This window comes from Desulfuromonas sp. CSMB_57, assembly GCF_020194955.2.
GTDB lineage: Bacteria > Desulfobacterota > Desulfuromonadia > Desulfuromonadales > Syntrophotaleaceae > JAFCIY02.
The window spans coordinates 1-25,317 of record NZ_JAFCIY020000020.1 but is presented as its reverse complement, the minus strand read 5'-3'; the positions used below and the strand labels follow the sequence as shown (position 1 = coordinate 25,317).

Here is a 25,317-nt window from a genome sequence, read left to right as displayed (position 1 = left end):
GCCGATTACAGGCTGCGGCGCGGGTTCGCGGCCGTCGTTTATTTTCGGAAGCCGCATTCAATGGTAAAGAATTGCGGATTCAACTCCGCCAGGGGGCCACGCAGTTTGTCCAGTTCGTCGGCCGGGCCATGAATTTCCAGGCGGGTGATTTCGGCCAGTTGCAGGGCTTCCTGCAGCAGGGCGCCGACGTTGTCCAGATGGGCGAGCAGGCCGTCCGCATCCGCGTAGCCTTCTCGGCAATGCACTTGGTTACCGTCGAAGGAGAAGCCGTAGTAGAGGCATTTGACTTCCTGCGCCGTCGTTTCGACGAACCTGGCGCAGAGGTCTTTGAATCGGACCAGATTTTGCGCCGGCACCTTAAAATAGGGCGCGATCGAACAACAGGTATCCTGCTTGGACATTTCGAACTCCTTTCTGTAGATCGTTGGCCTGTGACACAGGAAGCATCGCGGGTTATGAATAGAGGGTCAGGGCTTCCTTGCCTCGCACCACCCGGGACATGAATTCTCGGGCGTGCATTTCGTTGGTGATCATGACCACTTGGTCCTTGAACATGCAGGACTGGAATACCACCCGCACATCCTCGATGTGGGGATGGGGGTTGAGGGGGTCGACAAAAAAGATGACCACATGGCACTGGTCGTAGAGAATCGCCGTGGCGATTTCGATATCGCCGCCCTTGGGCCCCGAATGATACCGGACCATCTTCTTTTCCATTTTGCGGCCGGTGGCGGCGAGCACTTCGTGGCCGGTGGTGCCGGTGGCAAGGATGCGGCCGAACTTATACAACTCCCGCTCGTGGTCGATGGCAAAATCGATCATGCGCGGCTTCATCTCGTAATGGGCGATAAGAGCGACGGTCATGTCCGCGAACGCCAGAGGCCGCCCCTGCCATTCGATCCGGGGTTGTGTGCCGTCATGGCAGATGAGCGGTTTGCGGTAGGTAAAGGGCAGGCCTGGTCTTTCCTCCTCGTCTTCCTCCAGTCCCAGACGCAGGGTCGGTGGACAGGGCTGGAGGTTGCGACTCGCGTCGGCCTCCGCCTCGTGTTCGAACCAGGTCAGGACCGAGCCCCGGTTCATCAGGCGCTTGGCGTGACAATGGTCGGCCAACCGCTGAAAGGCTAGAATGTCCGGGCGCAGCCAGTGAGTATCGAAGGGATCAAAAAAAGGCCAGACGATACTGCACTGCCGGTTGCTGATAAAGTTGGAGAGCACGATCACCCCTCCCTCGTTGCCCCCCGGCAGCCGGGTCACTCCGCAGGCGTCGTCCTACAACCTTAGCAATTTTTTCAAATATTTGATTCGATTCTTGATTTCCTTCAAATTCCCTTCTTTTTTACGGCGCTCGTTTATCTGCTTTTCCAGTTGTTCCGCCTCACCTTCCGGCACATGCCTGTAAACACTCTTAGAACCGTCTCGAAGCTTGAGATAATGATAGACGAATTCCTTTTTCTTGTACCGCATTCGCCGTTTGTGCAGCGACCCCTTTGGCAACTCGGAAATAGCCTCCTTCAGGGAGTTCGCCAAACGCTCACAACGCTCCATTTCATCCTGGAGCATCCCGGACAGCACTTTGTCTTTTTTCACCATATTCCTGCAGATAATATAACTTAGTGGTGTAAAAAGGGAAGAATGCTTACACCACTAGAAAGTATTTAGGTTGCGTATGTGGTGTAAGCAGGCGAACACATTTTCCGCCAGTAAGCACAAAATGGTGCGGGCTGATGTCGCGCGGCTGCCCTTTGTGGATGCCGCATTCGTGATCATCAATGCCTTGCATCATTTTGGCCGGCAGACGGAGAGCATGGCGGAGGTGGCACGGATCCTCGCCCCAGGCTTCAGTAAAACCGAGATGGATGTGCACTATGGCATCAGCCCTTCGTTGGTCTTCCGGGTGGCAGTGAAATTTTAAGCGAACCTTCTCCCCAGCCAATCGATGAGCAAACGGTTGACCTCGTCGGGCTTTTCGAGCTGGGTCCAGTGACCGCATTCGCGGATCAGGCCTTTTTCCAGGTCGGGAACATATTCCTCCATGTTCTCTGCCAATTCCGGCGGTAAAAAGATGTCGTCTTCTGCGGAAAGCATGAGGCACGGCACCGTTATTTTATCGCTGGTGCCTGCAAGAACCTGGTTATTCCTGTGCAGGTTGCGGTACCAGTTGATGGGGCCGGTCAATCCCCCACCGGAAAATGCCTCGACATAGACGTGCAAATCTTCCGGCGACATCAATGGATTGCCGGCCGGTTCCGGGGCAAGGGCGGAGGCCAGAATGAATTCCCACTCGAGATTGCGGACCGCCGCGGGCGCGGCACGAAATTCAGCCATGGTCAGAGGACGGACTCTGAACAAGCCCCCGAGAAATCGGGGCAAAAGCTCTGCCGGCAGTTCATTCTCGATTCCCTCCTGCAAAAAGGCCAACCGGTAATTGCCGGCGCTGAAATGATTACGCACCCAGGTCTCCGGGTCTTCGCCCATGCGCCGAAAATAGCGATGCGGCGTATTGAGTCCGATGACTCCGGCCACCCGCTCAGGATGTAGTATCGGCATTTCCCAGACCAGATGGCCGCCCCAATCATGGCCGCAAAACACCGCTTTTTCCAAACCCAGAGCATCTAGCACAGCAATCAAGTCGGCCGCCAAGTGCGGGATGTCGTACTCCGCTACCGAATCGGGCTTACTGGACCTTCCGTAACCGCGCTGGTCGAGGGCAATGGCCCGAAATCCAGCGGCCGCCAGCGCCGGCAACTGATAGCGCCACGAAAAAGCCAGTTCCGGAAATCCGTGGCAGAAAATCACCGGAAACCCGCTGCCCTGTTCATACACGGCCAAGCGAATGCCGTTCGATCGGATAAAGTACGGTTTGGGAAAATCGGTACGCATAGAAGGGCTCCTTCCTGGTTTTTTTAATGGAACTATAACCCAAACAAAGGTAAGGCCCCTGGAAGAAGGCGAATACCGGAATTTTTATTTCTGCGGATCTGGCAACTTGGGGCAAACCGTAACAGCGCCTTGAACTGCTCAAGTAGCGGCAAAGGCTTCGTCACCGCTTGAATACGGCCCCGGTTTTTCCCGCGTTGAATGGTTTTTGTCACCGGGACGCGTTGGTTCCAGCGCCAAGCCGCCTCAGAGATGTAAAGAGGCAGATGGCCGTTGCTCATCCAGTGGTAAACGCCCTGCTTGGCTCGTTCCAAAAGAGCATTGTACGACTCGGCGGTGTTGTTATGTACGAGACCACGAGCAAATTCTTTCTGACCATGGCTGACGGTATCATGGCAGCAAAATCCCGTCCGATGATGCGATATGCATGGAGTTCATCGCTCATAAGATGGGCCTGGTCGCTGACAACTCTCTGGATAAGGGGTTGCAGCACAGAGACACTGTCACCGGCAACAGGTGTGGCCCGCACCGGCCCGTGACGTTGTACGGCAACGGCAATACCGCCCTTTTGGGTGCCACGGCCGCGCTTATGTTTGACGCCTGACCGATAACGGGGTTTGCCACCCAAGTATTTCTCATCCAACTCGACAATGCCCTGCAATTTAGGCAGAGCAGCTTGATGGACAACCATGACCGTGCGCAACGCGTGCAGCATCTTCCAGGTGGATTTCTGGGATATCCCCAGCCACTTGGCAATAAATACCGATGAGGCCCCTTTGCTGGAGAAGATCAACGAGTACCTCGCCTGCAACCACAGCCATAAGCTCAGCTTGGTCCCGTGGAAAGGCGTCTTGGTCGTGACCGTAAACTGCTTGCCGCATTCGGCACATTCGTAAAGACCTGCCTGGGTTTTGGGGCTGCGGAGCTTCCAGGCTTGATCCCCATGGCAATGGGGACAAATAGGTCCGTCAGGCCAGATCACGGATTCAAAAGAAAGCCCGGCTCGGTCGGGGAACCCCATATCTGCCATGATTGCCGGCAATCCCCGAATTCCTGCCGTGCGGTACGGTTCCTTTCTGATCTGTGGCCGATGCTGGACGCTGTCCTGGTCAAAGCAGGTTACAAGCCGGTTTCGCCGGCAGATCTAGAGGGCGGGCAACACTTCACCTAACGGCCAGCAGCGCGGCAATCTCCGCTGTGATGGCCTCAGACTCCAACAGTTGTTCAAACCACTCCTCCACCGATTTTCCGCACGCCAGGCTGACAATGACCCCCAGAACTGCCCCGCGGTGGACGTTATCGCCGCCCAGGTTGGTGTTGGCCAGCAGGGCCGTTTTGGGATCATCCAGGTACTTGTAGGCGAGATACAACACGCTCGGCCAGGAATCGGTGATATAGCAGGCGGTGGAATACCGTCCGCCGACCACATCGCAGTCAACACGGGCGCGACGCGCCAAGCTTTCCAGATCCAGATCCAGGGTCTTGCGGGCGGCGCTCTGCAGCAAAGGTTTGGGATCCTCATCCGGTGGGCGATTCAGCAAGTCGCCAAGCAGCGCCACATAGCCCGCGGCAATCCGGGCCAGGGTTTCGTCCGGATGGGTCAGAAACAGATGGGTGCGACAGGTCGCCCAGACTTGGGGACCATCCTGCTCCTGCAGAAATTGATGAATGGCCAAAGGGCCGAGAGGGACCAGTCCCCCCATGGAAGGGGTGTCGTGAGTGACGGCGCCGCATTGGCGGGGCGGTTTTCCTGCCACCAGATTGGCGAAGAATCCGCGGTGCCAGGACTCGGCGTAGGTATCATTGTGGCGGGGCGGAGCGGCGGTCATGAACTCGATGTAGGCCGCCAGGAAATGGTCCGGGTCATAGCAACCGTCATGGGCGATGAGAGAGCGCATCAGCACCCGGGCGCAGTGGGCATTGAGAGTGTTGTCACCGGCCTGCATGCCGTGATGGTAGTGCCGGTTGGGCTGATCCCACAAGTGTCGACGGCCCTTGAGGATGACCTCGCCGACAATCTCCGGATTTTTGACTCCTCCTTGCTCCCCCCGACCTGAACGACCCCCTTGGCGGGTGGAGTGCAGGGACATGATCGAGGTGGGATGAAAGATGGGCGCGGCTTCCAGTTTCCGGATGCCGCCGCCAAAGGCCCGTTCAATATCGCCGGGATGGTAGTACCAGTGCACCGGCATGGCCAGAGCGTCCCCCACAAACAAAGAGGCGAGGGCCGCCCGGGCGCGTTGCCTCTGCAGCACGCGAAAGGCGCCATTGGGGTCGCTGGCCAGGGGCGTCACCCTCCCGCTCCGAATGCGGAGAGAGCCCGGTAGGCGGCCCAGATTTTGGCCGGGGTTGCCTGGCCGACCAGACAGACGACGCCGGCAGGGACAAAAACCTCATCGTGCCGGATCTGGATTTCAAACTGCCCGCCGCCCTGGTTGATGGCCCGGACGGCGGTTCCATCTTCCGTCGTGAACTGGGTTACGCCCTGAAAAATGACGGTATCCTTCACGTTGCCTCCTGTCGCACCTTTATTTGTTCGATGCTGTCGTTCCGACGACGATGGATATGTACGTCACGGATCGAGATTCGTGCCCCCCAATTAACCCGTTAATCGAACCAATCAGGTCGGCCGGAATTTTGACAAATAGGGAAGTGAAACATGAAGCCTTTTAATTTTCATCCATTCGAAGGAGTTTTTCAGAGAACTCCGGATAGAGTTCCTGCACACATTCCGGGCAAATGCCATGGGTGAATGTCACCTCGGACTTGTTACTGATGTACGATTCAAATTCGTGCCAGCGGTTATCGTCGTCCCTGATTTTTTTGCAAGCCGAACAAACCGGCAAAACCCCTTCCAGACTTTTCATGCGACGCAACATCCTTTGGGTATGATTCACGATATACAAACCGACCAAGAAGACAAACATACCGTCCAGAATCAGTTTCGTAATAAGATTCGATGCCAGAGGGTCATCAATCAGTAAGTTGTAGAAACTATAAACTTCATTGAGTAGAATAAATATTATGATGGACATGAAGGCGATGATCTGTTTGACGACGATTCTTTCCGCCCAGAAATGCCGGTTGTCGGTGTTCATAGCAGGACCTCTCTTGACGCCGTACATCGTGAAGGCAGAATACTGAAAAATTATTTATAAAAAATTGATTGCCTTGCATTGAATCGGCCTTTAGATCTTATCAAGATTCCTCGTAAATTCCATTCTCTTAATCGAAAAACAGGAATTGAAAGGATCTTCCTGTCCTATGACTTTTGCGGAGGAACGAGCCGCACTCTTAGACTCGAGAGTCGGATTTCTCTGCTTTAATCCGGAAGGGTGGTTCTTTGCACAATGAAAGATTGTTAGAGTTTAATGCTTGGCTCGTCAATAAAACTTCCTTAAGATAAAAGGCCTGTTCCGCCGTTGTGTGTTGCCCCGTAAAGACTTTCGTATGGACGGGGCCTTATGCCGCCACCTTTGGTCCCCGATCCGCAATGGCCGGATCGGGGCGTTGATTTCCGGCGGGCTCTCCGCCGTGCTTGGCATGGCGGGCCTTCTGATCGAGGCGCCCACAGTGCGTCTGCAATGGTAGAGGAGGCTCTCGCACCGTGGGGTTCGACCGTCTTGGAAAAAAGTCCGGCTTTACAGGCGGTCCCATGGACCGATTTGGAAAATTGGCAGCGCTACGACCCGCGGCCGGCGCTGGGGGCGTTCTTGAAAAGCTGCCAATCCCTATCCAGATGGGCCGCTTGGGCGGGGGTCTGTGCCGAAGCAAAGCGACACGAAGGGGCGGGGCCTGAAGAGGTAAGGCGCTTCTTTGAACACTCGTTTTTGCCACATCAGGTTACTCAGGAAACCGGTGGGGTGCATGGACTGGTTACTGGCTATTACGTGCCCGACCTAAAAGGTTCCAAGGAGAGGACCCCACGGTATCGGTTTCCCATTTTCGAGCGTCCCAGCGATTTGCTGGTGGTCGATCTAGCCGCCATCTATCCGGATCTTTCCAAGTATAACCTGCGCGGGCGGGTGGAAGGAAAGAGGTTGGTGCCCTACTGGACCCGGGACGAGATCGACAGCGGCATGGCAAACTTGCCTGCCCGGGTGTTGTGCTATGTCGAAGATCCGGTCGAGTTGTTTTTTCTTCATGTTCAGGGCTCGGGCCGCGTCACCCTGCCGGGAGGCGAGGGCCTGCTGCTGGAGCGAGGCGAGATGACCCGGCATCAGGAAGTAGGCAGCCGCAAGCCGCCGGGGGCACAGGGGATTCCCTGGACGGCCGGCTACAGCCTGGAGGTGGATTCGCGCACCACACCATTGGGCGCGCCGGTATTCCTATCGACCACCTGGCCTAACAGTACCGAACCGTTGCAGCGCCTGATGGTCGCCCAGGCCACGGGTGGGGCCATCAAGGGTGCGGTACGGGCCGACTTCTTCTGGGGCATGGGCGATGAAGCCGGGGCTCTGGCTGGGCGCATGAGACAAGTCGGCTGGATGTGGGTGTTGCTGCTCAAAGAAGCGCTGTCGATGGACTGATTTTTTGTATGCTGAAAGGAATCGGGGGCGCCGGACTAAGTCAAAATCCTCAAAATTGGCCAAGGGTTTCCCCAAAGCTTATCAGGCACCGAGCGTGGGCCCCATTCCGGCCATATTCAGATAGGAGCCAGTATCCAACAAATCAGGGGGCCCGTTTACAAACCCTTCGTTCTTTGACTATACTTTTGGCAAGCAATTCAGTCCCATTCGGCTCTACTTCAATGCGGAATCCTGGATGCCTTTCTCCGACCTTGCCCGCAAGGTCACGATTTCGGTGGCCGGATTACTCCTGCTGTTCTTTGGTGGGTGCACAATGGACCACACCTTTATTTTCTTTCCAACTCGTGACATTGCCATGACGCCTCAGGGAGCGGGCCTGACCTACGAAGATGTTTTCTTTACCGCATCCGACGGCGTCCAAATACACGGCTGGTTTGTCCCCGGCAAGCCGCAAGCTCCGGTCGTCCTGTTTTTTCATGGGAATGCCGGCAACATTTCCCACCGTGTTGATAATCTGTATCTGTTCCACCAGAATCTGGGAGTTTCAGTATTTATTATCGATTACCGCGGCTATGGCCACAGCAGCGGCAAGGCAAGTGAAGAAGGAACCTATGCCGATGCTCGGGGTGCTCTGGCCTGGCTTCATAAAAACAGCTGGGATAATGACCAGATCATCTATTTCGGCCGCTCCCTCGGGGCGGCAGTAGCAACCCAGCTCGCCATAGAAGAACCACCGGCTGGTCTGGTCCTCGAGTCCCCCTTTACTTCGGTTGCAGCAATGGGGCGCCGGCACAATCCGATCCTCTTCTTCCTTCTGGGCTGGCTGCTGAACTCCAACTATGACACTCTGGCCAAGATCGACCGGATCAAAGCCCCTTTGCTGCTCCTCCATGGGTCAAAGGATACTCTGGTTCCCCCGGCCATGTCGGAGCAACTGTTCGACCGTGCCATTGAGCCGAAAACCCTGCACCTGATCCATGGCGCCGGTCACAACGACACCCTGTCCCACCGGCAAACCGAATACTGGCAGACCTGGCGCAGATTCATTGAGGATTTGCATTCCGCGCCAACCGCCAGAGCCACTCCCTGAGCCTCTGTGGTGTTTTCTCTCATCAATGTTCATATGGTCACAGCTTCTTTTTTGGGGGTGGTTGGGTGGGTTCCCACAAGTCATTCATTTCAGGAATATTCTTTTCCGGATCACCGCACCGAATTCTCCAGGGCTGGAGAAACGGTCGGGTTCAATTGGTTCTTACTCCGGAAATTTTAGAGGAGTACCGGCGAGTTGCCGAGGCTTTGCATGAAAAATTCCCCCCAGTGGATTTAATTAGACTGCTGGAACTGCTGCTCGTCCAGGCAGAAATGTGTCAACCAGAGCCACTGCCGGAGCCCGTCAGCGCCGATCCGGACGATGACAAGTTTATTGCCTGTGCCCTGTTCAGCGGCAGCAAGTTGATTGTCAGTGGCAACAAACACCTTCTCGATGTCGATGGCTACCGGGGGATTGAGGTTCTTAAGCCGAGAGCGTTTCTTGAAAGGTTTTTGGCCGACTGATTTAGGAACTCGGCAGAGGGTAGGCCAAGCGGAAATCTCACAAGGAAGGGATTATAGGAACCGTTATCAATTTACCGAGTGGGCACCTTTCAGGAAACCAGAATGACTTGTGAGACATTGACAGTCAGTTTGGAGGATGGCCCCCTCTGTGTTGTTGCCCCCAGTGGTCGCTTGGTGGACAAAATAACTCCTGCAGGAGCAGGGCCTTCCAGATAACTAGAATGCCGCTCTACAAGTGTGCTCAGTCCTCCGAGGGGAGATGATGGAAATATCGGTTATGGATTGGGGCCCAAGAATTGCCACAGTCGACACCCAACATCTTTGAACGCTATTATGGATCACAGATAAGTCGAACTAAAGAGGGGACAGGACTCGGACTTTATATTACCCGTCTTCTAGTTGAGGCCTATGGTGGGGAAATATGGGCTGGAACAATTTGGCGGGAGAGGGATGCACCTTTACCTTTACTTTGCCAGTTGCCCGCTTAATGCTGCTTTCAATCGGGGCGGCCAGTTTTGCCAGGAAGGCCGGGTTGGTGGACAGGCGGAAAAATCAACACTCCCGAGGAAATTACTTAGACATCCCGTCTGGCTGATTTTGAATAGTCACATCCGGAATGACCGGGTCGCATATATACCTGGTTTTGGAAGTGGGCTGATCTTTATGAAATATTAACGCCAAAACTCCCATTTTTGACACTTCCTTTATAGTTCTTATTGCTATCCTCTTGTTGACGAATAGGTGGTGCATCATTGGATGCTCTATCTCGAAGTCCTCGCTGGTTTTTTGGCTCGCTTGGGCTTTGGCAAAGCTTCTGGAACGCATTTAGGGAGGATGGGATGAGCGCCTGGTACTGGATCGGCGGAATTGTGGCTGCCGGCGTCCTGGTTTATCTGGTGATAGCCCTGATGAAACCGGAGATCTTTTCATGACCGCGAACGGATGGGAGCAAATCGGGTTCTATCTAATCGTTCTTGCCCTGCTGGTCAAGCCGCTGGGCATTTATATGGCACGGGTGTATGAGGGCCTGCCGTGCGGAATGGACCGAGTCCTTGTCCCAGTCGAAGGATTGCTCTACCGGCTCTGCGGCATCCGACGAGAGGAGGAGATGAGTTGGCAGGCTTATGCGGGTGCCTTGCTCCTCTTCAGCCTTGCCGGCATCGTTCTGCTCTATCTGTTGCAGCGTCTGCAGGGGTTCCTTCCCCTGAACCCGCAAGGTTTCCCTGGCGTCTCCCCCGACTCGGCCTTCAACACGGCGGTGAGTTTCGGCTCAAACACCAACTGGCAGGGGTATGGGGGCGAAACCACCATGGGATACCTGACCCAGATGGCGGGCCTCGCGGTGCAGAACTTTCTTTCGGCCGCCACGGGGATGGCGGTGCTGGTCGCCCTGATCCGGGGTTTCAAGCGGCGTACGACGCAGACCATCGGCAACTTCTGGGTTGATTTGACCCGCACCACGCTCTACATCCTGCTGCCGCTTTCCTTTGTGCTGGCCCTGCTCCTGGTCTCCCAGGGGGTGGTGCAGAACCTGAGCCCTTACCAAAAGGTACCTCTGCTTCAGGCGACGTATGACGCAGAGGGTAATGCGGTCGTTGAACAGATCCTCCCCTTGGGGCCCGCTGCCTCCCAGGTTGCCATCAAGCAACTCGGCACCAACGGTGGCGGCTTTTTCAACACCAACTCGTCCCATCCCTTCGAAAACCCCACCCCCTTCTCCAATTTCCTGGAGATGCTGGCCATTCTTCTCATCCCGGCGGCTCTCTGCTACACCTTCGGCCGGATGATCGGCGACGTCCGCCAGGGCTTGGCCTTGCTGGCGGTCATGACGCTGGTCTTCCTCCCCCTGTTGTTTTTCTGCTATTTAAGCGAGTCTCGGGGGAATCCATACCTTGCCCAATACGGGATCGAGCAGACCCTTGGCAACCTGGAAGGCAAGGAGGTGCGTTTCGGCGTCGCCAATTCCGCACTTTGGGCCGCCGCCACCACGGCTGCCTCCAACGGCTCGGTGAACTCCATGCACGACTCCTTTTCCCCCTTGGGGGGTATGGTCCCGATGTGGTTAATTCAGCTTGGGGAGATTGTATTTGGAGGGGTCGGCTCCGGGCTTTATGGGATGCTGACCTTCGCCATAGTCGCGGTCTTCGTCGCCGGGTTGATGGTGGGACGAACCCCTGAATACCTGGGAAAGAAGATCGAGGCGTTCGAGATGAAGATGGCCGCTCTCGTCATTCTCATCCCCGCGGCACTGGTTCTGGTCGGTACGGCCGTTGCCGTAACGTCTCAGGCGGGAGTCGCGGGGGTGGCCAACCCCAGTCCCCACGGTTTCTCCGAAATCCTCTATGCCTTCTCCTCGGCCGGCAACAACAACGGCAGCGCCTTTGCCGGGCTTTCGGTCAACACACCTTTTTATAACACCCTTCTCGGCCTGGTCATGCTCTTCGGCCGCTTTGGGGTCATGGTGCCGGTGCTGGCTATAGCCGGCTCCCTCGCCGCCAAGAAGCAGGTGCCGGAGGGGGCGGGCACCTTGCCGACTCACACCCCCCTCTTTGTCCTGCTGCTGGTCGGAGTGATCGTGCTGGTTGGGGCGCTTACCTTCCTTCCGGCTCTGGCGTTGGGTCCGATTGCCGAGCAGATGCTGGCGTTACGATAACCGACAGAGGATCGAACCGTGCGAAAAAGAAACCAGGCAAGACCCCTTTTCGACTCCCGCATCATGCGCCGGGCGCTGCTCGACGCTCTGATCAAGCTGGACCCGCGACATCAGGTGGGCAAGCCGGTCATGTTCGTGGTCGAGGTGGGGAGTTTGCTTACGACCGGTCTTTTCATCCATTCCCTCCTCGCGCAGGGAGAAGAGTCGCCGGGTTTTATTCTGGCCGTCTCCCTCTGGCTCTGGTTCACGGTGTTGTTCGCCAACTTCGCCGAGTCGATGGCCGAGGGGAGAGGGAAAGCCCAGGCCGATAACCTGCGCAGTTCGCGCAAGGATATCAAATGCAAGCGCCTCTCCCGACCGGAGCGGGACGCCTATGTCACCATCGTATCTTCGTCGCAATTGCAGAAAGGGGACTTCGTTCTGGTGGAAGCCGGCGATCTGATTCCCGGCGACGGCGAGGTGGAGGTTGGAGTCGCTTCGGTGAACGAGGCCGCCGTCACCGGAGAGAGCGCGCCAGTGATCCGGGAGAGCGGCGGCGACCGCAGCTCAGTGACCGGCGGCACCCAGGTTCTTTCCGACTGGCTGGTGGTCCGGATCACCGCCAACCCCGGCGAGGCTTTCCTCGACCGGATGATCGCCATGGTGGAAGGAGCCAAGCGGCAGAAGACCCCCAACGAGATTGCTCTCGATATCCTGCTGGCCGGTCTCACCATCATCTTCCTGCTGGCGACGGTGACCCTGCTTCCCTTCTCCCTTTTCAACGTCGAGGCGATGGGGCAGGGGAGCCCGGTCACCCTGACGGTTCTCTGTGCATTGCTGGTCTGTCTCATACCGACTACCATTGGCGGGTTGCTTTCCTCCATCGGCATCGCCGGGATGGACAGGATGATTCAGGCCAACGTCATTGCCATGTCGGGACGGGCGGTGGAGGCGGCCGGCGACGTTGACGTGCTGCTGCTGGACAAGACAGGTACCATTACCCTCGGCAACCGGCAGGCGACAGCCTTCGTTCCCTGCGGCGACGTCAGCGCCAGTCATCTGGCCGATGCCGCCCAACTCGCCTCGTTGGCGGATGAGACCCCGGAAGGCAGGAGTGTCGTGGTACTGGCCAAAAAGCAGTACGATCTTCGGGAACGAGACATTCATGCTCTCGGTGCGAAGTTCGTCACTTTTTCGGCGCAGACGCGGATGAGCGGCGTCGATCTGGACGGAAGGCAGATCCGCAAGGGGTCGGCGGAGGCTATGGAGGCGCATGTGACCGGCAACGGCGGGAGCTTCCCGACCGAGGTCCGGGAGGTGGTGGACAATATCGCTCGCCAGGGGGCGACGCCGCTGGTCGTCGCCGAGGGGCGGCAGGTGCTTGGCGTCATCCGCCTCAACGACATCGTCAAGGGAGGGATGAGGGAACGTTTCGCGGAACTGCGCCAGATGGGGATCAGGACGATCATGATCACCGGCGATAACCCCCTGACCGCCGCGGCGGTCGCCGCCGAGGCTGGGGTCGACGACTTCCTCGCCCAGGCGACGCCGGAGGCGAAGCTGAAATTGATCCGCGAGTACCAGGCGGGCGGGAAGTTGGTCGCCATGACCGGGGATGGCACCAACGACGCTCCCGCCCTTGCCCAGGCTGACGTGGCGGTGGCGATGAACAGCGGCACCCAGGCGGCCAAGGAAGCGGGGAACATGGTCGACCTGGACTCCAACCCGACCAAACTCATCGAGATCGTTGAGATTGGCAAGCAACTCCTCATGACCCGGGGAACGCTCACCACCTTCAGCATCTCCAACGACGTGGCCAAGTACTTCGCTATCCTGCCGGCCGCCTTTGTCGGCATCTATCCCCAACTGGGCGCGCTCAACGTCATGGGTCTTGCCACGCCGCGCAGCGCCATCCTCTCGGCCGTCATTTTCAACGCCCTGATCATCGTTGGCCTCATCCCTCTTGCCTTGCGCGGGGTGAAGTACCGTCCGGTGGGAGCGGCGCGGCTGCTGCGCAACAACCTGCTCATCTACGGCCTTGGCGGCCTGGTCGTGCCCTTTGTCGGCATAAAGGCGATCGACCTGATCCTTACCTTGCTTCACTTCGTGTAGGAGGAGAACGACCATGCTCACCATGCTCCGTCCGGCCCTCGTGCTCCTTGCAGCATTTACGGTTATTACCGGCATCGCCTATCCTCTGGTGGTGACCGGTTTCGCCCAGGTTCTTTTCCCGTTCCAGGCGAACGGTAGCATTATCTCTAAGGACGGAAAACCTGTCGGATCCGCCCTTATCGGCCAACTCTTCGACGATCCCCGTTACTTCTGGGGACGGCCCTCGGCCACCACGCCGTTTCCTTACAACGGCGCCGCCTCCAGCGGCTCAAATTTCGGACAGGCAAACCCGGCGCTTCACGAGCGGGTGGCTTCAAGGCTGTTAGTCCTGCGGGTCGCCGATCCTTCAAACACAGAGCCGGTGCCGGCCGACCTCGTCACCGCTTCGGCAAGCGGCCTCGACCCGCACATGTCTCCTTCAGCCGCCCAATTCCAGATCGGGCGGGTGGCGCGGTCCAGGGGGCTCGACGAGGCCAAGGTCCGTGCCCTCGTTGTGGATCACACCGAGGGACGAACCTTCGCCCTGCTTGGAGAGCCGAGGGTCAATGTCCTGCGCCTGAACTTGGGCTTGGATGAACTGCGGTGAGTTGCTAGACTGTAAAGAATTGGCCCTTTTGGACCGGTTTCAATTGCCTGGAGCGTGTTCATGGAAGAGCGTCGTCCTGATCCGGACCTCTTGCTTAAGGAGGCGCAGCGGCAGGAAGAGCGAAAACACCAGGGTCGTCTGAAGATTTTCTTTGGCGCCGCCCCCGGCGTCGGGAAAACCTATACCATGCTGGAGGACGCCTGGCGTCAGAGGCTGGACGGTAAGGATGTGGTTGTCGGTTATGTGGAAACCCACGGCCGGTTCGAAACCATTTCCCTCCTGTCGGGGTTGGAAATCATCCCCCGGTTGCAACTCGAATACCGCGGGATAACTCTGCCGGAGATGGACCTCGATGCAGTTCTAGCCCGTAAACCCCAGATTGCCCTGGTAGATGAGTTGGCCCACACCAATGCCCCGGGCTCCCGCCACAAAAAGCGGTGGCAGGACGTTTTCGAACTGCTCGACATGGGGATCAACGTCTACACCACCCTCAATGTCCAGCATCTGGAAAGCCTCAACGACGTCGTCGCCCGGATTACCGGCGTCGTCGTTCGCGAAACCCTCCCTGACTCCGTTCTCGAGCGAGCCGACGAAATCGAATTGGTCGATATCCCTCCCGATGAACTCCTTACGCGGCTCAAGGAGGGCAAGGTTTACGTGGCGGATCTGGCGTCCCGGGCGCGGGAAAACTTTTTCCGCGTCGGAAAACTGCTGGCGCTGCGCGAACTGGCCCTGCGTCGGACTGCCGAGCGGGTCGATGCCCAGATGGAGCGGTACCGGCTCGCCAAGGGCGTGCGGGAAGTTTGGCCGGCCGCCGAGCGGATTCTGGTCTGTATAGGTGCCAATCCCCGGTCCATTCGCCTGATTCGCGCCGCTAGACGGATGGCGACCGGGTTGCATGCCGAATGGATTGCCGTCACGGTCGAGGCCCCCGCCAAAGTACGCCCGTCGCCGAGCGATTTGGAACAACTCGCCGAACACATGCGCCTGGCTGAAAGCCTGGGGGCCGAGACGGTTACCCTTTCCGGACATCGGGCGAGCGAAGAGATTCTGAATTACGCCCGGTCCCGCAACGTTACGCGAATCATTATCGGCAAGCCGACTCATCCCCGGTGGAAGGATAGATTGTTCGGCTCGGTTCTAGACGAGGTGGTCCGCGACAGCGGCGACATCGATGTCTACGTCATCACCGGCGACAGCGGTGAGGCGGTGCCTGCTCCGGCCGTAAGATCCGGAAAGCGTCCCCTGCGCCTGGGCGAGTGGCTGACGAGCGTCGTCGGTGTCGCGCTTTGCACCTTTGTTGCCAGCCTCATGTACCCGAACTTCACACTTGCCGATCTGGTCATGGTTTATCTGCTCGGCATTGTTCTCACTGCCGGGCGCCTGGGCCGAGGTCCGACTCTGCTGGCCACCTTTCTGAGCGTGGCCGCTTTTGACTTCTTCTTTATCCCGCCGTTTTACACCTTTACTGTCGATGATGTTGGTCACTCCATCACCTTTGCGGTCATGTTCATCGTTGCCTTCGTCATCAGCCGACTGACCCTGCGGGTACGGGGCCAGGCCGAGGCTGCGCGACAGCGCGAATGGCGCACCACCGCGTTGCTGCGTCTCAGCCGGGAACTGGCCCACGAAGAGGGGCGGGAGCGGCTGAGTGCCATCGCCGTCCGACATCTCAGTGAGGTCTATTCCTGCCAGGCCGTGGTGCTCGTTCCGGACGATCGGGGGAGCCTGACCGTGCCGGCAACCGCCTTTGCCACCCATGCCCTGGACCGGGGCGTCGCCCAGTGGGTCTTCGATCACCGGCAACGGGCCGGGTTGGGAACCGACACCCTGCCTGGCGCCAAGGCGCTCTACCTTCCCCTGATTGCCGCCGCCAAATCGGTCGGTGTAGTTGGCATTCTTCCAGAGCCGGCCGCCGAACCCTTCTCCCCGGAGCATATCCATGTTCTGGAGAGCTTCGCGAACCAGACCGCAATGGCACTGGAGCGTGCCTTTCTTGCCGAGGAGGCCCAGCAGGCCCTGATGGCTGCAGAACGGGAGAGCCTTCGCAGTACCTTGTTGAGCTCCGTCTCCCATGATCTGCGCACTCCGCTGGCCGCCATTACCGGAGCCGCGACCACCCTGTTGCAACAGGACGAGGTGCTTGACCCGGTCGACCGCGGCGAACTGTTGCAGACCATCTGGGAAGAGGCCGAGCACCTGAATCGGATTATTCGCAATGTCCTGGACATGACGCGCCTGGAATCCGGAGCCATTCAGGTAACCAGGGAATGGCAGTCCCTGGAAGAAATTGTGGGAGCAGCGACGAGCCGGATGTCCGGTCAATTTCGCGACCATCCTCTCACCATCGTGTTGCCGCCCGACCTGCAGCTAATCCCCTGTGACGGTCTATTGATCGAACAGGTGCTGCGCAACCTGCTGGAGAACGCCGTCAAGTACACCCCGGCCGGTACTGCGATCACCCTGTCCGCCGTTGCCGGGGAGCAGGAGGTGCTGATCAAGGTGGCGGACCAGGGACCGGGCATCCCACCGGCGGATATCGAGCGGATTTTTGAAAAATTCGTTCGAGGCAAGCATGCCGGTGGCGGAGTCGGGCTCGGTCTGGCCATCTGCCGGGGGATTGTCGCCGCCCACGGAGGCCGGATCTGGGCGGAGAACCAACCGGGGGGCGGGGTGATGTTCACTTTTACCTTGCCGACCGGCCAGTTGCCGCCGCCCATTGTGGAGGAACCTGAGGAGACGATCGCATGAGTATGCAGCCGAACCGATGGGAGAGTCATGGATGAATGCAGAGAAAGAACTGATTTTACTCATCGAGGATGAGCCGCAGATGCGGCGGTTTTTGCGGGTGACGCTGCAGAGCCGGGGATATCGACTGATCGAGGCGGAAACCGGCGAGGAGGGACTGATTCTGGCCGCGGGGCGCAATCCGGCAGTCATTGTGCTGGATCTTGGGTTGCCGGATATTGACGGGCTGGAAGTAACCAGGAAACTGCGGGAGTGGACCAACGCCCCGATCATCGTCATTTCCGCCCGAGAACTGGAGCGCGACAAAGTCCGGGCACTTGACGAGGGGGCTGACGATTACCTGACCAAGCCCTTCGGGGTCGACGAACTGATGGCTCGCATCCGGGTGTCGCTGCGCCATATAGCCAGTCAGGAAAGCGGCAAGGAAGAGCCGGTTTTTCAGGCTGGGGAATTGCAGGTCGATTTTACCAGGCGGCAGGTCATCCTCGGTGGGGAAGAGGTTCATTTCACACCTATCGAATACCGGCTCCTGACCACCCTGATCCGCTATGCCGACCGGGTTGTTACCCACAATCAATTGCTGCGCGAAGTTTGGGGACCCAGACAGGCCAACCAAGTTCAGTATCTGCGGGTCTACATGGCGCAATTGCGGAAAAAGCTCGAAGCCGATCCGGCCCGACCCCGATTTTTCATTAATGAACCGGGTATCGGTTATCGGTTCAAATCCGGGAATGACGGGGACTGATAACTCAAGGAGAGTGCCCGATTGCTCCTCCCGACTTCCTAGCACGTTTAGGCTGTCGAAAAAGGTTGTCCTACAACTCACCATTTTCAGAACGTCGAACAGCGCAACCAGGTTTTCAATGATTGGGGTTTCTTGTGTTATGTTCTAAATTTAGTTCTGGATTATCAAGGATTTATCAGACTGTTTCCATGGTCAGAAAGGGCGGATGGCTTTCGGTAATAACAGGTGGGTGGACTTGGAGGATAATCGGTGGACGGGGTAGCTTCAGAACGGGTGGTGGGTTTGGAAGATCAGACTGATCACTATCCTAGGATTACTCTTTCTCACAGGAGCGGCCACGGCCATGGCAACCGAAGAAGCCCCCTACACTGTTTTGAAAACGGACGATATCTTCGAATTGCGTGAATACCCGCCCCAGATCCTGGCTGAAATCCTAGTTGAGGGAGACCTGAAAGATGCGGGGAACAAGGCCTTCAGGCCCCTGTTTCGTTACATCTCCGGTGGCAACAAATCACGCAAAAAGATAGCTATGACGGCTCCTGTTTCGCAGGAACAGAAGGGAGAGAAGATTGCCATGACCGCTCCGGTCGGTCAGCAGAGGATGCAGGGAAAGTGGGCCGTCAGTTTTATGATGCCGGCCTCATACACCATGGAAACTCTGCCAATTCCCGAGGATTCCAATATCACGTTGCGCCAGGTCCCTGCTCGCCGGGTAGCCGTAGTTCGTTATTCCTGTGTCTGGAGAGAGGAGAACTATCAGCTCCACAAAGAAAAGTTGGAAAAATGGATTAGAGATAACCGCTTCAACGTCACCGGTGAACCGATCTGGGCCCGGTATAACCCTCCTTATACTCCATGGTTTTTGCGGCGCAATGAGATCCTGATCCCGATAGCTGGGGGTGCTAACTGACTTCTTCCCAGGCGGCGAACATGTTGGCAGCATGGAACCCTGATATCGGGCATTGCGGCTGGCAACGGCTACGATTGGTTGAGCCCTTCGTTCTGGGTTCAAAAAAGAGGGAAGGCGAACTCGGGTAGTTCACCTCCCCCCTTTCATGTCGAATGGTCGACGGCCTGTTGATGCTTTGTCCATCGCGCCTATGAATGTCGATTACAGGCTGCGGCGATAAGTGATGGCGCCGGAGATGTCCGGGTCCTGGCCCTGGCTGGCGCCGCTCAAAGACAGACCGACCATGGAGGCCTGGTCGATGCGGTATTCCAGTTCCCCGCTGCCTCGCACCCAGGTGCGGTCAATCTTGTCCCCCGGCAGATCGAAGGCGAAGCCGAAACCCCCGATCTCGCGACCGGACAGGGAGGGACCACGGCCATCGAAACGGTGTACGCCTTCCAAAGTCAGGCGCAGCCGCAGGGAATCCGTCAGAGATTGCACTCCGGCCATGCCGAGACGCATTTCCAGAGCGTCGTGCTTCTGAGTGTCGAAACTGGCCGGCACACCGCCGCCCTGTTCCGAGTAGCCGTCCACCCGGGTGTGGGACAGGGTCAGGCCCAGATAGGGATTGAGGTGCAGGTTGCCGATGCAGGCTGCGTCCAGCCAGTCCGCCTTCAGACGCAAGGCGAAGCTCTGCACGTCGGTATCGCCCCGGGAGCGCTCCACCTCCGACCCGTTCAGGTAGCCGCGTTTGACCTCGGCGTCCCACAGGCCGTAGAAGCCGGTGGCCGAAAGGATGAGTTTGGTGGCGGACAGGGCCTGCCAGTTGACTTCTCCGATTACGTAGCCGCCATCCAGGTCGGCGGAGCCGGAGAAGGGCAGATCCTGACGCTGGCCGGCATAGCCCAGACCGAGGCCGGCGCGAACCCGATTGGCGGCATAATCGTTGTACAGGCCGATTTCGGCGCTGCCGGCGGTGGTGTTGCGGCCGTCGCCATAGCCACCCAGATCGCCGGTGACCCAGAAGCCGGGTCCGGGACCGATGAGGTCGTAGGTCATCAGCGGCCGATGGTGGCTGCCGTGCAGGGCCAGGTTGGCCAACTGTGTCCCGGTGTGGAAGATCTGGCGGGAACCCGAGACGGATTGCATCCACTGGACGGGGTCGATGAGGGCGCCGGCGCGGGCCAGCCATTCCCGGCAGTACCCATTGGCGTCATGGGCGTGGCCGATGATCACTTTTCCGTCATCGGATACTGCCTTGGCACTACTCAGTTCCAAACCTTCCACCGAGACGCCGTATTCTGCCAGCCAGTCGGCCACCGACAGCATACCGGTGCTGGCATGCCAGCGAAAAGCCGTGGAACTGGATTCCGTCGAAGCATTGCCCACGATAACAGAGCCATCGGAAGACATACCCTGGGCATAGCTGTAATTGCCTCCCAGAGTGCCCAGGTCGGCCATGACACCGTTGCTCCAACGGAACGCATGATAATTTCCGCTTCCTGTATCAGCATGACCCACAACCACCGCCCCGTCCGCGGAGACGAATTGGGCATAACTGTAGTTGCCACCGAGGGTGCCCAAACTCGACATTACCCCGTCGGCCCAGCGGAAAGCGTGGTGATAATTGTTGCCTGGATTATAGGAATACCCGACAACAACCTGGCCATCGGCAGAAACATCGTAGGCGTAACTGTAGTTGCCGCCAAGGGTGCCCAGATCCGACATGACGCCATCCACCCAGCGGAAGGCACGGTTATCACCGTTGCTCAGGGCGGAATGACCCACAACCACGGCCCCGTCGGCGGATACGGCCGTGGCATAGCTCCAAGTGCTGCCCAAGGTTCCCAGATCGCTCATGGCGCCGTTGGCCCAGCGAAAGGCGCGATGATAGTTGTTGCCCGACAGGGTGGAGTAGCCGACCACCACATTGCCATCATCCGAGATATCGTTGGCATAGCTGTAGGTACCCCCCAAGGTGCCCAAGTCGGTCATGACCCCGTCGGACCAGCGGAAAGCATGGTAATACCCGTTTCCCGTATAGGCGTGGCCGACGACCACCGCTCCATCAGCAGAGACGAATTGGGCATAGCTGTAGTTGCCCCCCAGGGTGCCCAAGTCGGTCATCTGCCCGCCCTGAAGCAGGAAGGCCCGGTGGTAACCATTTTCATCATCGGCATAGCCCACCACCGTGCTTCCGTCTCTGGACAGGTCATAGGCATTGCTGTAATTGCCCCCAAAGGTGGGGATCACCGTAAACTCGCCCGCCTGGGCCTGGCTGAACCCGCCCAAGACCACGACCAACAGCCCCAGGGCTGGAAGCCGCTTAATCGCCTGTCTCCATCTCACCATACCTTGCCTCCTCTTCAAATTAAATGGGTGGTCACATCTCCGCATTGCATGTCAGCAGGTGGCCGCGGCTCGCCATACCTCTGGGCTGTGAATAGAGCATTGCGAACCCTAAAGTGGGCCGAAAGTCGGCAATGCCCCAAGTTTGGAATGCGCACTTCTAGATCTTCGGAGCAGTATTGCCAAAAATTCAATCTCCTGTCATGTCGACTTTTTGTAAACCTTTGCATTTTTATTGTTATTTCAGGGCCTTTTTGTGGCTGGCAACGTCGACGTGGCTTGAAAACCTCTGCCACTTGGCATCCCGAGGAACGTCTTCCCGCGGGTGAGCCAGGTGCTCTTCTGCCGAACGGGATCAGTCTGCACCAGGGGGTGAGCGTCGGGGATGACCGGGTGGTCGGTCGTTCCAGCGACGGTTCGGTTGTGGCTGCTCTAAAGGAGGAGGCGCGCCAGCCGTGAAGAAGGATGTGGGGTGATGTTTTTGCGAATCCGGTACCACCGTAGAGGTGGCAGCGAAGGAGGATGCATCGAAACGTACCATAGGATTATAGAATACGTTTGGTTGCATGTTTCACTGAAGTCAGCAGGCTTTCCCTCCTCAGTTTTTTCGCAATGCACCCCATCTACCAGGATGGTGATGCCCTCTAATAATGCCTGTTCGGGCAAACATTAGAAATCTTGACAACTTCTACCACTTTGTCGATATTTATGAAAGCTTGTTAGTCGATGTTCTTTTGGGCCAATTCTGGGGCAATTTTCTTTTCGAACTGCTTTTGACACCGCCCAACGCAGCGGTTCACTTCGATATCCAGGCCGACCGTGTCAATGCGGTAACAGGGCACACCCGAACGCGGTTGACCTGAGAACGCTTCGCCGGCCGGCATAAATGCCAACCGTAACCATGGAGGTTAGGATGTTTACCGACCTGGCGGAGAAGATCCGCGACAAGGGCAAGGTGATCAAGGAGGTTCTTTTTAAGGATCGACAGTTTCAGTTGCCCGACGCGCTCGTCAATGAGGTTCTGAAAAGGAACCTGGACAAAATCAGCGCTTCTGCCGGTGTTGAATTCAGAGAGATGATACTGGTTTCTGGAAGAGAATTTTTTACCCTTGAAGGAAGCATCGCCCACAGGGGCATTGCGGCGACCGTCTCCATCAGGGTGCTTCCCTCGGAAATCATCTGGCACACGAATACCCATGTCATCCGTTTCGAGATTCTGGAAAAGAGCTGTGCGATCCAAAAGGCGGGTCTGCGCGGCATGCTGGCCGCCTTGGTCATGACTGTGGTTAAGACTTTGACCGGCAAGGACTTCTTCGATACCAAGCTGGCCTCCCTCGGAGATGGTGATGGGAGCATGGCCTTTTCTCTTGACGGTGTGAGCCAGGAGCTTGATCTGGCCGTCAGGGTATTGCATCTGAAGAAGATTGAACCTGGCGATGGCGGTATTATGGTGACCGGTGCTGTGGGTTGGAGTGGTGTGAAGGATTGACCACGTCATTTAATATGGGGGCGGCTTCAGTGAAGCCGGACTCTGGAACTTCCTCTTTGCTTGCATTTAGCAGACGGGACAAAGGACCTCCTATGGCCGCCAACCAGTACCGCCACTACATCGCCTTCGTCGACGGAGGCTGCACCAACAACGGCCAAGCCCATGCGGAGGCCTACGGCTCCTTCGTGGTGTTTGACATCACCAACAAGGAGCAGGACATTCTCGGGGGTCCCAATGGGGCCCCCATAGCCGAAAAGGTGCAGGAGCTGTTCCCTCTGCTGGAAAGCCGACGGTTTCGCGTCAACGGCCTGTTGGAAGGGCAGTTGCGCCCCACCAACAACATGGCGGAAGCCGCCTCCATGTACTCCCTGCTGACCAGCATGGAGAAAACCGGCATCTTCAAGGAGGCCAACGTCGACATCTACTGTGACTCGGAGCTGATCGTCAAACAGATGAAGGGCATCTACCGGATCTCCAACAAGGTGCTCCAGAAGATCCACCCCCATATCCGTGCCGTCATGCTGCAGATCATGGCGCAGACCAAACGCACGGCCACGGAGATGGTGGGGCTGCACCATTATCCCGGAGACCAGATGAAGAAGGTTCTGGGGCACTAGCTCGTTTTTATCCGAAAACCAGTTGGCTCAAGGAAAGCGAAGGAAGGCTTTGGCTAAAAAACTACGTCCACCGTGATTTGTTGTCCGATCTTGGCCTTTATCCCACCCCCCAACCCAAGGAGTAAGTAATGTCTGTTGCAGAAGGGTACGAAAAGGAGTTTTCTGATAGCGGCTTCTGGGACAAAATCGTAAAATATGCAAAGGCTGCTGGCGAAGAAGTTATTGAAAAAGCTCTTTGGCTTTACTACGCAGCCCAAAACCCTCAAACACCAAGATGGGCAAAAACCACCATATACAGTGCACTTGGCTACTTCATTTTGCCATTCGATGTGATACCAGATTTCATTCCGGTCGCTGGCTACGGTGATGACCTTGGCGTACTTGCAGCGGCAATTGCAACTGTATCTATTTATATAACCGAAGAAGTAAAAGCTCAAGCCAAGAAAAAACAAAAAGAATGGTTTGGCAACTGACCTTCTAATCGGGTAGCTGGGGGTCTCTAACCCCCAGCCCCATACACCACCCAGTATGCGGGTTCGCACCGGGCGGCTCTTCGAGTTCCGGGACCCAAACTGTGTAATGGGTCGGCCCCCACCGCTCTTTGGCAGATACGAGGCCTGGCTTCTTCAGCCATTGACTGATCACCGCCAAGGTTTTGCTAGACAGTTGACGCCTACTCACGCCTCAATATTGATGACCTTGGCAACTTGCCCTTGCAAAATTCGCTGCAACTCCTCGGACCAGCGCTGCATAGCGGCCATTTTTTCCCGGTCGTAATCATGCTGGTTGTATGTGCGTTCCAATTTCCCCAAGGAGTGATTTACAATGCGCTCGCGTACCTCAAACGCGACACGTAGACGCGCCAGGCCGGTCAAAAAGGTACGCCTCAAATCATGGGGGACAAAATGGTCAACGCCGATCCGGTTGATAACGACTGGCATTTCGGCTTTTCTGGCGGCATAATGGCGCTTACGGCCTGCCAGCCCTTTAGTTTTCTTTACGACATTTTTCCCAAGGATATTGCGTCTCAAGCTTAGCGCCAGTGCGTTTTCCGCAATCGGCTTCCCTCCGGCAGGTGAAGGGAAAAGGTATCCCTCACCCTCCCCGAGCAGTTCCATCGCCAGATCGGACAAATAAACCCGATGAGCACTTCTTCTGGTCTTGGTACGTTCCTTGGGTATGATCCACCAGCGGCCATCGATTTCGCGCCGATGCATCCCGATCACTTCTCCAGGCCGCTGCCCCGTCACCAAAATCAATTTAAAGGCAAGGCGCAACGGTGCTGACATCACGATATTCTCACTGTCCAAAGCCTCCCATAGGGTTTTTATCTCGGCATTGGACAAAACCCTGTCACGTTCCGGACGGGGGGCTGGGCGTGGCTGTCCCGCAAAGGGATTGGATTCGATATGCCCCCAAGTCATGGCGAGATTGAACATCTTGCGGCACTTTTCTAAGATATTGCAGGCCTGCACGGGAGCGCCCCGAGCCACGATTCCCTCAAGCAGCCTAACGACATCAGCACGGCGGATATCTTTGACTTTGCGCTGCCCCCACTCCGGGGAAACGTCCTTTTTCAAGGCCCGCTCGTCTTCTTCCCACCTTACCTTGTGGCGCTTGGCATAACGTTCGACATACTCCGCGATCAGCCGGTCCACCGTAATATCCTGGCGTTCACGCTCCTGCCGCTCAAGCTCTTGCGCCTGTTGTTTCTCCCGTTTTTCACGGAGAGATCGGTCCCCTTCACCCAGCCTGGCGGCGCGCTTGAGTTCGACGAGCTTTTCGTTGGCCAGTTTGTCGGTCCAGCCTTCGCTGGCCCAACCAAGCCCCTCCTCGACCCGTTTCCCCTTGTGCTGGTAACGAATACTAAAATAGCGATCTGGATTGATGCCATGTTTACGTTCAGGATGTTCGTAATAACGTACGCCCGGCGAAGCTGAGGCCTTCCATTTAACCGGCATGCTGCCCCCTTTTCTCTCCCCACCCTCTCCCCACTTTTATCGTGACGGAGAAGTAAATTCCGTGAAACACCGGAGACCAATATACAACTTATATCATTTGTTTTCAATATCTTATGTGATGTCACATGATGCTCAGGGAAATGTCTTTTTTGTGAAAAATTACGTTCGCAACGCGTAGGTCGACGGTTCGATCCCGTTCAGCTCCACCAATGATGACGCCGGAAATCTC

Annotated in this window: 24 protein-coding genes and 1 pseudogene; 15 read left to right on the top strand and 10 right to left on the bottom strand. The window is 57.1% G+C overall.

All coding sequences use genetic code 11. The annotated features are described in order from the left end of the window. Positions 1 to 38: 38 nt before the first annotated feature. Genes JQN68_RS05065 through JQN68_RS05055 form a run of 3 tightly spaced genes read right to left on the bottom strand, consistent with a single transcriptional unit; the run spans position 39 to position 1,590 of the window. A complete protein-coding gene (locus JQN68_RS05065) occupies positions 39 to 401 on the bottom strand; it encodes a putative quinol monooxygenase (RefSeq protein ID WP_249621043.1) in 363 nt (120 codons plus the stop codon). Positions 402 to 453: 52 nt separating this feature from the next. Then, positions 454 to 1,215, bottom strand: a complete 762-nt coding sequence (locus tag JQN68_RS14705; protein WP_249621042.1) for a methylglyoxal synthase — start codon at positions 1,213 to 1,215, stop codon at positions 454 to 456. 54 nt (positions 1,216 to 1,269) lie between these two features. After that, positions 1,270 to 1,590, bottom strand: a complete 321-nt coding sequence (locus tag JQN68_RS05055) for a hypothetical protein (RefSeq protein WP_225073424.1) — start codon at positions 1,588 to 1,590, stop codon at positions 1,270 to 1,272. Between the two features lie 76 nt (positions 1,591 to 1,666). Here JQN68_RS05055 and JQN68_RS05050 point away from each other — a divergent pair, with 76 nt between their 5' ends. Then, entirely contained in the window at positions 1,667 to 1,912 is a 246-nt protein-coding gene (locus JQN68_RS05050; protein ID WP_225073425.1) for a class I SAM-dependent methyltransferase, read from the top strand. Here JQN68_RS05050 and JQN68_RS05045 read toward each other — a convergent pair. From JQN68_RS05045 to JQN68_RS05025, 5 genes and pseudogenes are all read right to left on the bottom strand, one after another. Then, a complete protein-coding gene (locus JQN68_RS05045; protein ID WP_225073426.1) occupies positions 1,909 to 2,880 on the bottom strand; it encodes an alpha/beta fold hydrolase in 972 nt (323 codons plus the stop codon). The genes JQN68_RS05050 and JQN68_RS05045 overlap by 4 nt on opposite strands. A 32-nt stretch (positions 2,881 to 2,912) precedes the next feature. After that, positions 2,913 to 3,898: pseudogene (locus JQN68_RS05040) on the bottom strand (IS1595 family transposase). A 142-nt stretch (positions 3,899 to 4,040) separates the two neighbouring features. After that, positions 4,041 to 5,171, bottom strand: a complete 1,131-nt coding sequence (locus JQN68_RS05035) for an ADP-ribosylglycohydrolase family protein (protein ID WP_225073598.1) — start codon at positions 5,169 to 5,171, stop codon at positions 4,041 to 4,043. Next, positions 5,168 to 5,386 carry a hypothetical protein gene (locus tag JQN68_RS05030; RefSeq protein ID WP_225073599.1) on the bottom strand — a complete coding sequence of 73 codons (219 nt, stop codon included), beginning with the start codon at positions 5,384 to 5,386 and terminating at the stop codon, positions 5,168 to 5,170. Before JQN68_RS05030 ends, JQN68_RS05035 begins: the two co-directional genes overlap by 4 nt. A gap of 160 nt (positions 5,387 to 5,546) precedes the next feature. Next, complete coding sequence (locus tag JQN68_RS05025) at positions 5,547 to 5,975, bottom strand: hypothetical protein (protein WP_225073600.1); 429 nt, start codon at positions 5,973 to 5,975, stop codon at positions 5,547 to 5,549. Positions 5,976 to 6,740: 765 nt separating this feature from the next. Between JQN68_RS05025 and JQN68_RS05020 the strand changes: the two genes are divergently transcribed. From JQN68_RS05020 to JQN68_RS04975, 11 genes are all read left to right on the top strand, one after another. Continuing rightward, positions 6,741 to 7,406, top strand: a complete 666-nt coding sequence (locus JQN68_RS05020) for an MltA domain-containing protein (RefSeq protein WP_349632300.1) — start codon at positions 6,741 to 6,743, stop codon at positions 7,404 to 7,406. Positions 7,407 to 7,641: 235 nt separating this feature from the next. Then, entirely contained in the window at positions 7,642 to 8,496 is an 855-nt protein-coding gene (locus JQN68_RS05015) for an alpha/beta hydrolase (RefSeq protein WP_225073602.1), read from the top strand. Positions 8,497 to 8,561: 65 nt separating this feature from the next. Beyond that, complete coding sequence (locus tag JQN68_RS05010; RefSeq protein ID WP_225073603.1) at positions 8,562 to 8,960, top strand: PIN domain-containing protein; 399 nt, start codon at positions 8,562 to 8,564, stop codon at positions 8,958 to 8,960. Positions 8,961 to 9,256: 296 nt separating this feature from the next. Then, positions 9,257 to 9,448 carry an ATP-binding protein gene (locus JQN68_RS14845; RefSeq protein WP_225073604.1) on the top strand — a complete coding sequence of 64 codons (192 nt, stop codon included), beginning with the start codon at positions 9,257 to 9,259 and terminating at the stop codon, positions 9,446 to 9,448. A gap of 351 nt (positions 9,449 to 9,799) precedes the next feature. Next, the gene (locus tag JQN68_RS05005; RefSeq protein ID WP_225073605.1) at positions 9,800 to 9,892 is read left to right on the top strand and encodes a potassium-transporting ATPase subunit F; all 93 of its coding nucleotides are present in this window, start codon (positions 9,800 to 9,802) and stop codon (positions 9,890 to 9,892) included. Beyond that, positions 9,889 to 11,613: a potassium-transporting ATPase subunit KdpA gene (kdpA, locus tag JQN68_RS05000; protein ID WP_225073606.1), complete on the top strand. Its 1,725-nt coding sequence runs from the start codon at positions 9,889 to 9,891 to the stop codon at positions 11,611 to 11,613. Before JQN68_RS05005 ends, kdpA begins: the two co-directional genes overlap by 4 nt. 63 nt (positions 11,614 to 11,676) lie before the next feature. Continuing rightward, positions 11,677 to 13,704, top strand: a complete 2,028-nt coding sequence (kdpB, locus tag JQN68_RS04995) for a potassium-transporting ATPase subunit KdpB (RefSeq protein WP_249621046.1) — start codon at positions 11,677 to 11,679, stop codon at positions 13,702 to 13,704. A gap of 13 nt (positions 13,705 to 13,717) precedes the next feature. Further along, a complete protein-coding gene (gene kdpC / locus JQN68_RS04990) occupies positions 13,718 to 14,290 on the top strand; it encodes a potassium-transporting ATPase subunit KdpC (RefSeq protein WP_225073608.1) in 573 nt (190 codons plus the stop codon). A 60-nt stretch (positions 14,291 to 14,350) separates the two neighbouring features. Further along, positions 14,351 to 17,041 carry an ATP-binding protein gene (locus tag JQN68_RS04985; RefSeq protein ID WP_225073609.1) on the top strand — a complete coding sequence of 897 codons (2,691 nt, stop codon included), beginning with the start codon at positions 14,351 to 14,353 and terminating at the stop codon, positions 17,039 to 17,041. 31 nt (positions 17,042 to 17,072) lie between these two features. Beyond that, complete coding sequence (locus JQN68_RS04980) at positions 17,073 to 17,783, top strand: response regulator (protein ID WP_225073610.1); 711 nt, start codon at positions 17,073 to 17,075, stop codon at positions 17,781 to 17,783. 343 nt (positions 17,784 to 18,126) lie between these two features. Then, positions 18,127 to 18,693, top strand: coding sequence for an SOUL family heme-binding protein (locus JQN68_RS04975; protein WP_225073611.1), 567 nt, complete (start codon positions 18,127 to 18,129; stop codon positions 18,691 to 18,693). Between the two features lie 201 nt (positions 18,694 to 18,894). Here JQN68_RS04975 and JQN68_RS04970 read toward each other — a convergent pair whose 3' ends face one another. Next, positions 18,895 to 21,024, bottom strand: a complete 2,130-nt coding sequence (locus JQN68_RS04970; protein WP_249621040.1) for an autotransporter domain-containing protein — start codon at positions 21,022 to 21,024, stop codon at positions 18,895 to 18,897. Positions 21,025 to 21,934: 910 nt separating this feature from the next. Between JQN68_RS04970 and JQN68_RS04965 the strand changes: the two genes are divergently transcribed. From JQN68_RS04965 to JQN68_RS04955, 3 genes are all read left to right on the top strand, one after another. Further along, positions 21,935 to 22,510, top strand: a complete 576-nt coding sequence (locus tag JQN68_RS04965) for a hypothetical protein (protein WP_225072740.1) — start codon at positions 21,935 to 21,937, stop codon at positions 22,508 to 22,510. A 92-nt stretch (positions 22,511 to 22,602) separates the two neighbouring features. Further along, positions 22,603 to 23,127 (top strand): ribonuclease H family protein, encoded by a 525-nt coding sequence (locus JQN68_RS04960; RefSeq protein ID WP_225072741.1) that lies wholly within the window; start codon positions 22,603 to 22,605, stop codon positions 23,125 to 23,127. A 128-nt stretch (positions 23,128 to 23,255) separates the two neighbouring features. Continuing rightward, positions 23,256 to 23,600, top strand: a complete 345-nt coding sequence (locus JQN68_RS04955) for a YkvA family protein (RefSeq protein ID WP_225072742.1) — start codon at positions 23,256 to 23,258, stop codon at positions 23,598 to 23,600. 204 nt (positions 23,601 to 23,804) lie between these two features. Here the strand turns inward: JQN68_RS04955 and JQN68_RS04950 are convergent, their stop codons facing one another. Next, positions 23,805 to 25,088 (bottom strand): tyrosine-type recombinase/integrase, encoded by a 1,284-nt coding sequence (locus JQN68_RS04950; RefSeq protein WP_225072743.1) that lies wholly within the window; start codon positions 25,086 to 25,088, stop codon positions 23,805 to 23,807. Positions 25,089 to 25,317: the final 229 nt, after the last annotated feature.

Bases quoted from the DNA above. Each gene is read 5' to 3' on its own strand.
- JQN68_RS05065 (WP_249621043.1), bottom strand. From the start codon at position 401: ATGTCCAAGCAGGATACCTGTTGTTCGATCGCGCCCTATTTTAAGGTG.
- JQN68_RS05055 (WP_225073424.1), bottom strand. From the start codon at position 1,590: ATGGTGAAAAAAGACAAAGTGCTGTCCGGGATGCTCCAGGATGAAATG.
- JQN68_RS05050 (WP_225073425.1), top strand. From the start codon at position 1,667: ATGTGGTGTAAGCAGGCGAACACATTTTCCGCCAGTAAGCACAAAATG.
- JQN68_RS05045 (WP_225073426.1), bottom strand. From the start codon at position 2,880: ATGCGTACCGATTTTCCCAAACCGTACTTTATCCGATCGAACGGCATT.
- JQN68_RS05025 (WP_225073600.1), bottom strand. From the start codon at position 5,975: ATGAACACCGACAACCGGCATTTCTGGGCGGAAAGAATCGTCGTCAAA.
- JQN68_RS05015 (WP_225073602.1), top strand. From the start codon at position 7,642: ATGCCTTTCTCCGACCTTGCCCGCAAGGTCACGATTTCGGTGGCCGGA.
- JQN68_RS05005 (WP_225073605.1), top strand. From the start codon at position 9,800: ATGAGCGCCTGGTACTGGATCGGCGGAATTGTGGCTGCCGGCGTCCTG.
- kdpA (WP_225073606.1), top strand. From the start codon at position 9,889: ATGACCGCGAACGGATGGGAGCAAATCGGGTTCTATCTAATCGTTCTT.
- kdpB (WP_249621046.1), top strand. From the start codon at position 11,677: ATGCGCCGGGCGCTGCTCGACGCTCTGATCAAGCTGGACCCGCGACAT.
- kdpC (WP_225073608.1), top strand. From the start codon at position 13,718: ATGCTCACCATGCTCCGTCCGGCCCTCGTGCTCCTTGCAGCATTTACG.
- JQN68_RS04985 (WP_225073609.1), top strand. From the start codon at position 14,351: ATGGAAGAGCGTCGTCCTGATCCGGACCTCTTGCTTAAGGAGGCGCAG.
- JQN68_RS04980 (WP_225073610.1), top strand. From the start codon at position 17,073: ATGAATGCAGAGAAAGAACTGATTTTACTCATCGAGGATGAGCCGCAG.
- JQN68_RS04975 (WP_225073611.1), top strand. From the start codon at position 18,127: ATGGCAACCGAAGAAGCCCCCTACACTGTTTTGAAAACGGACGATATC.
- JQN68_RS04970 (WP_249621040.1), bottom strand. From the start codon at position 21,024: ATGGTGAGATGGAGACAGGCGATTAAGCGGCTTCCAGCCCTGGGGCTG.
- JQN68_RS04965 (WP_225072740.1), top strand. From the start codon at position 21,935: ATGTTTACCGACCTGGCGGAGAAGATCCGCGACAAGGGCAAGGTGATC.
- JQN68_RS04960 (WP_225072741.1), top strand. From the start codon at position 22,603: ATGGCCGCCAACCAGTACCGCCACTACATCGCCTTCGTCGACGGAGGC.
- JQN68_RS04955 (WP_225072742.1), top strand. From the start codon at position 23,256: ATGTCTGTTGCAGAAGGGTACGAAAAGGAGTTTTCTGATAGCGGCTTC.
- JQN68_RS04950 (WP_225072743.1), bottom strand. From the start codon at position 25,088: ATGCCGGTTAAATGGAAGGCCTCAGCTTCGCCGGGCGTACGTTATTAC.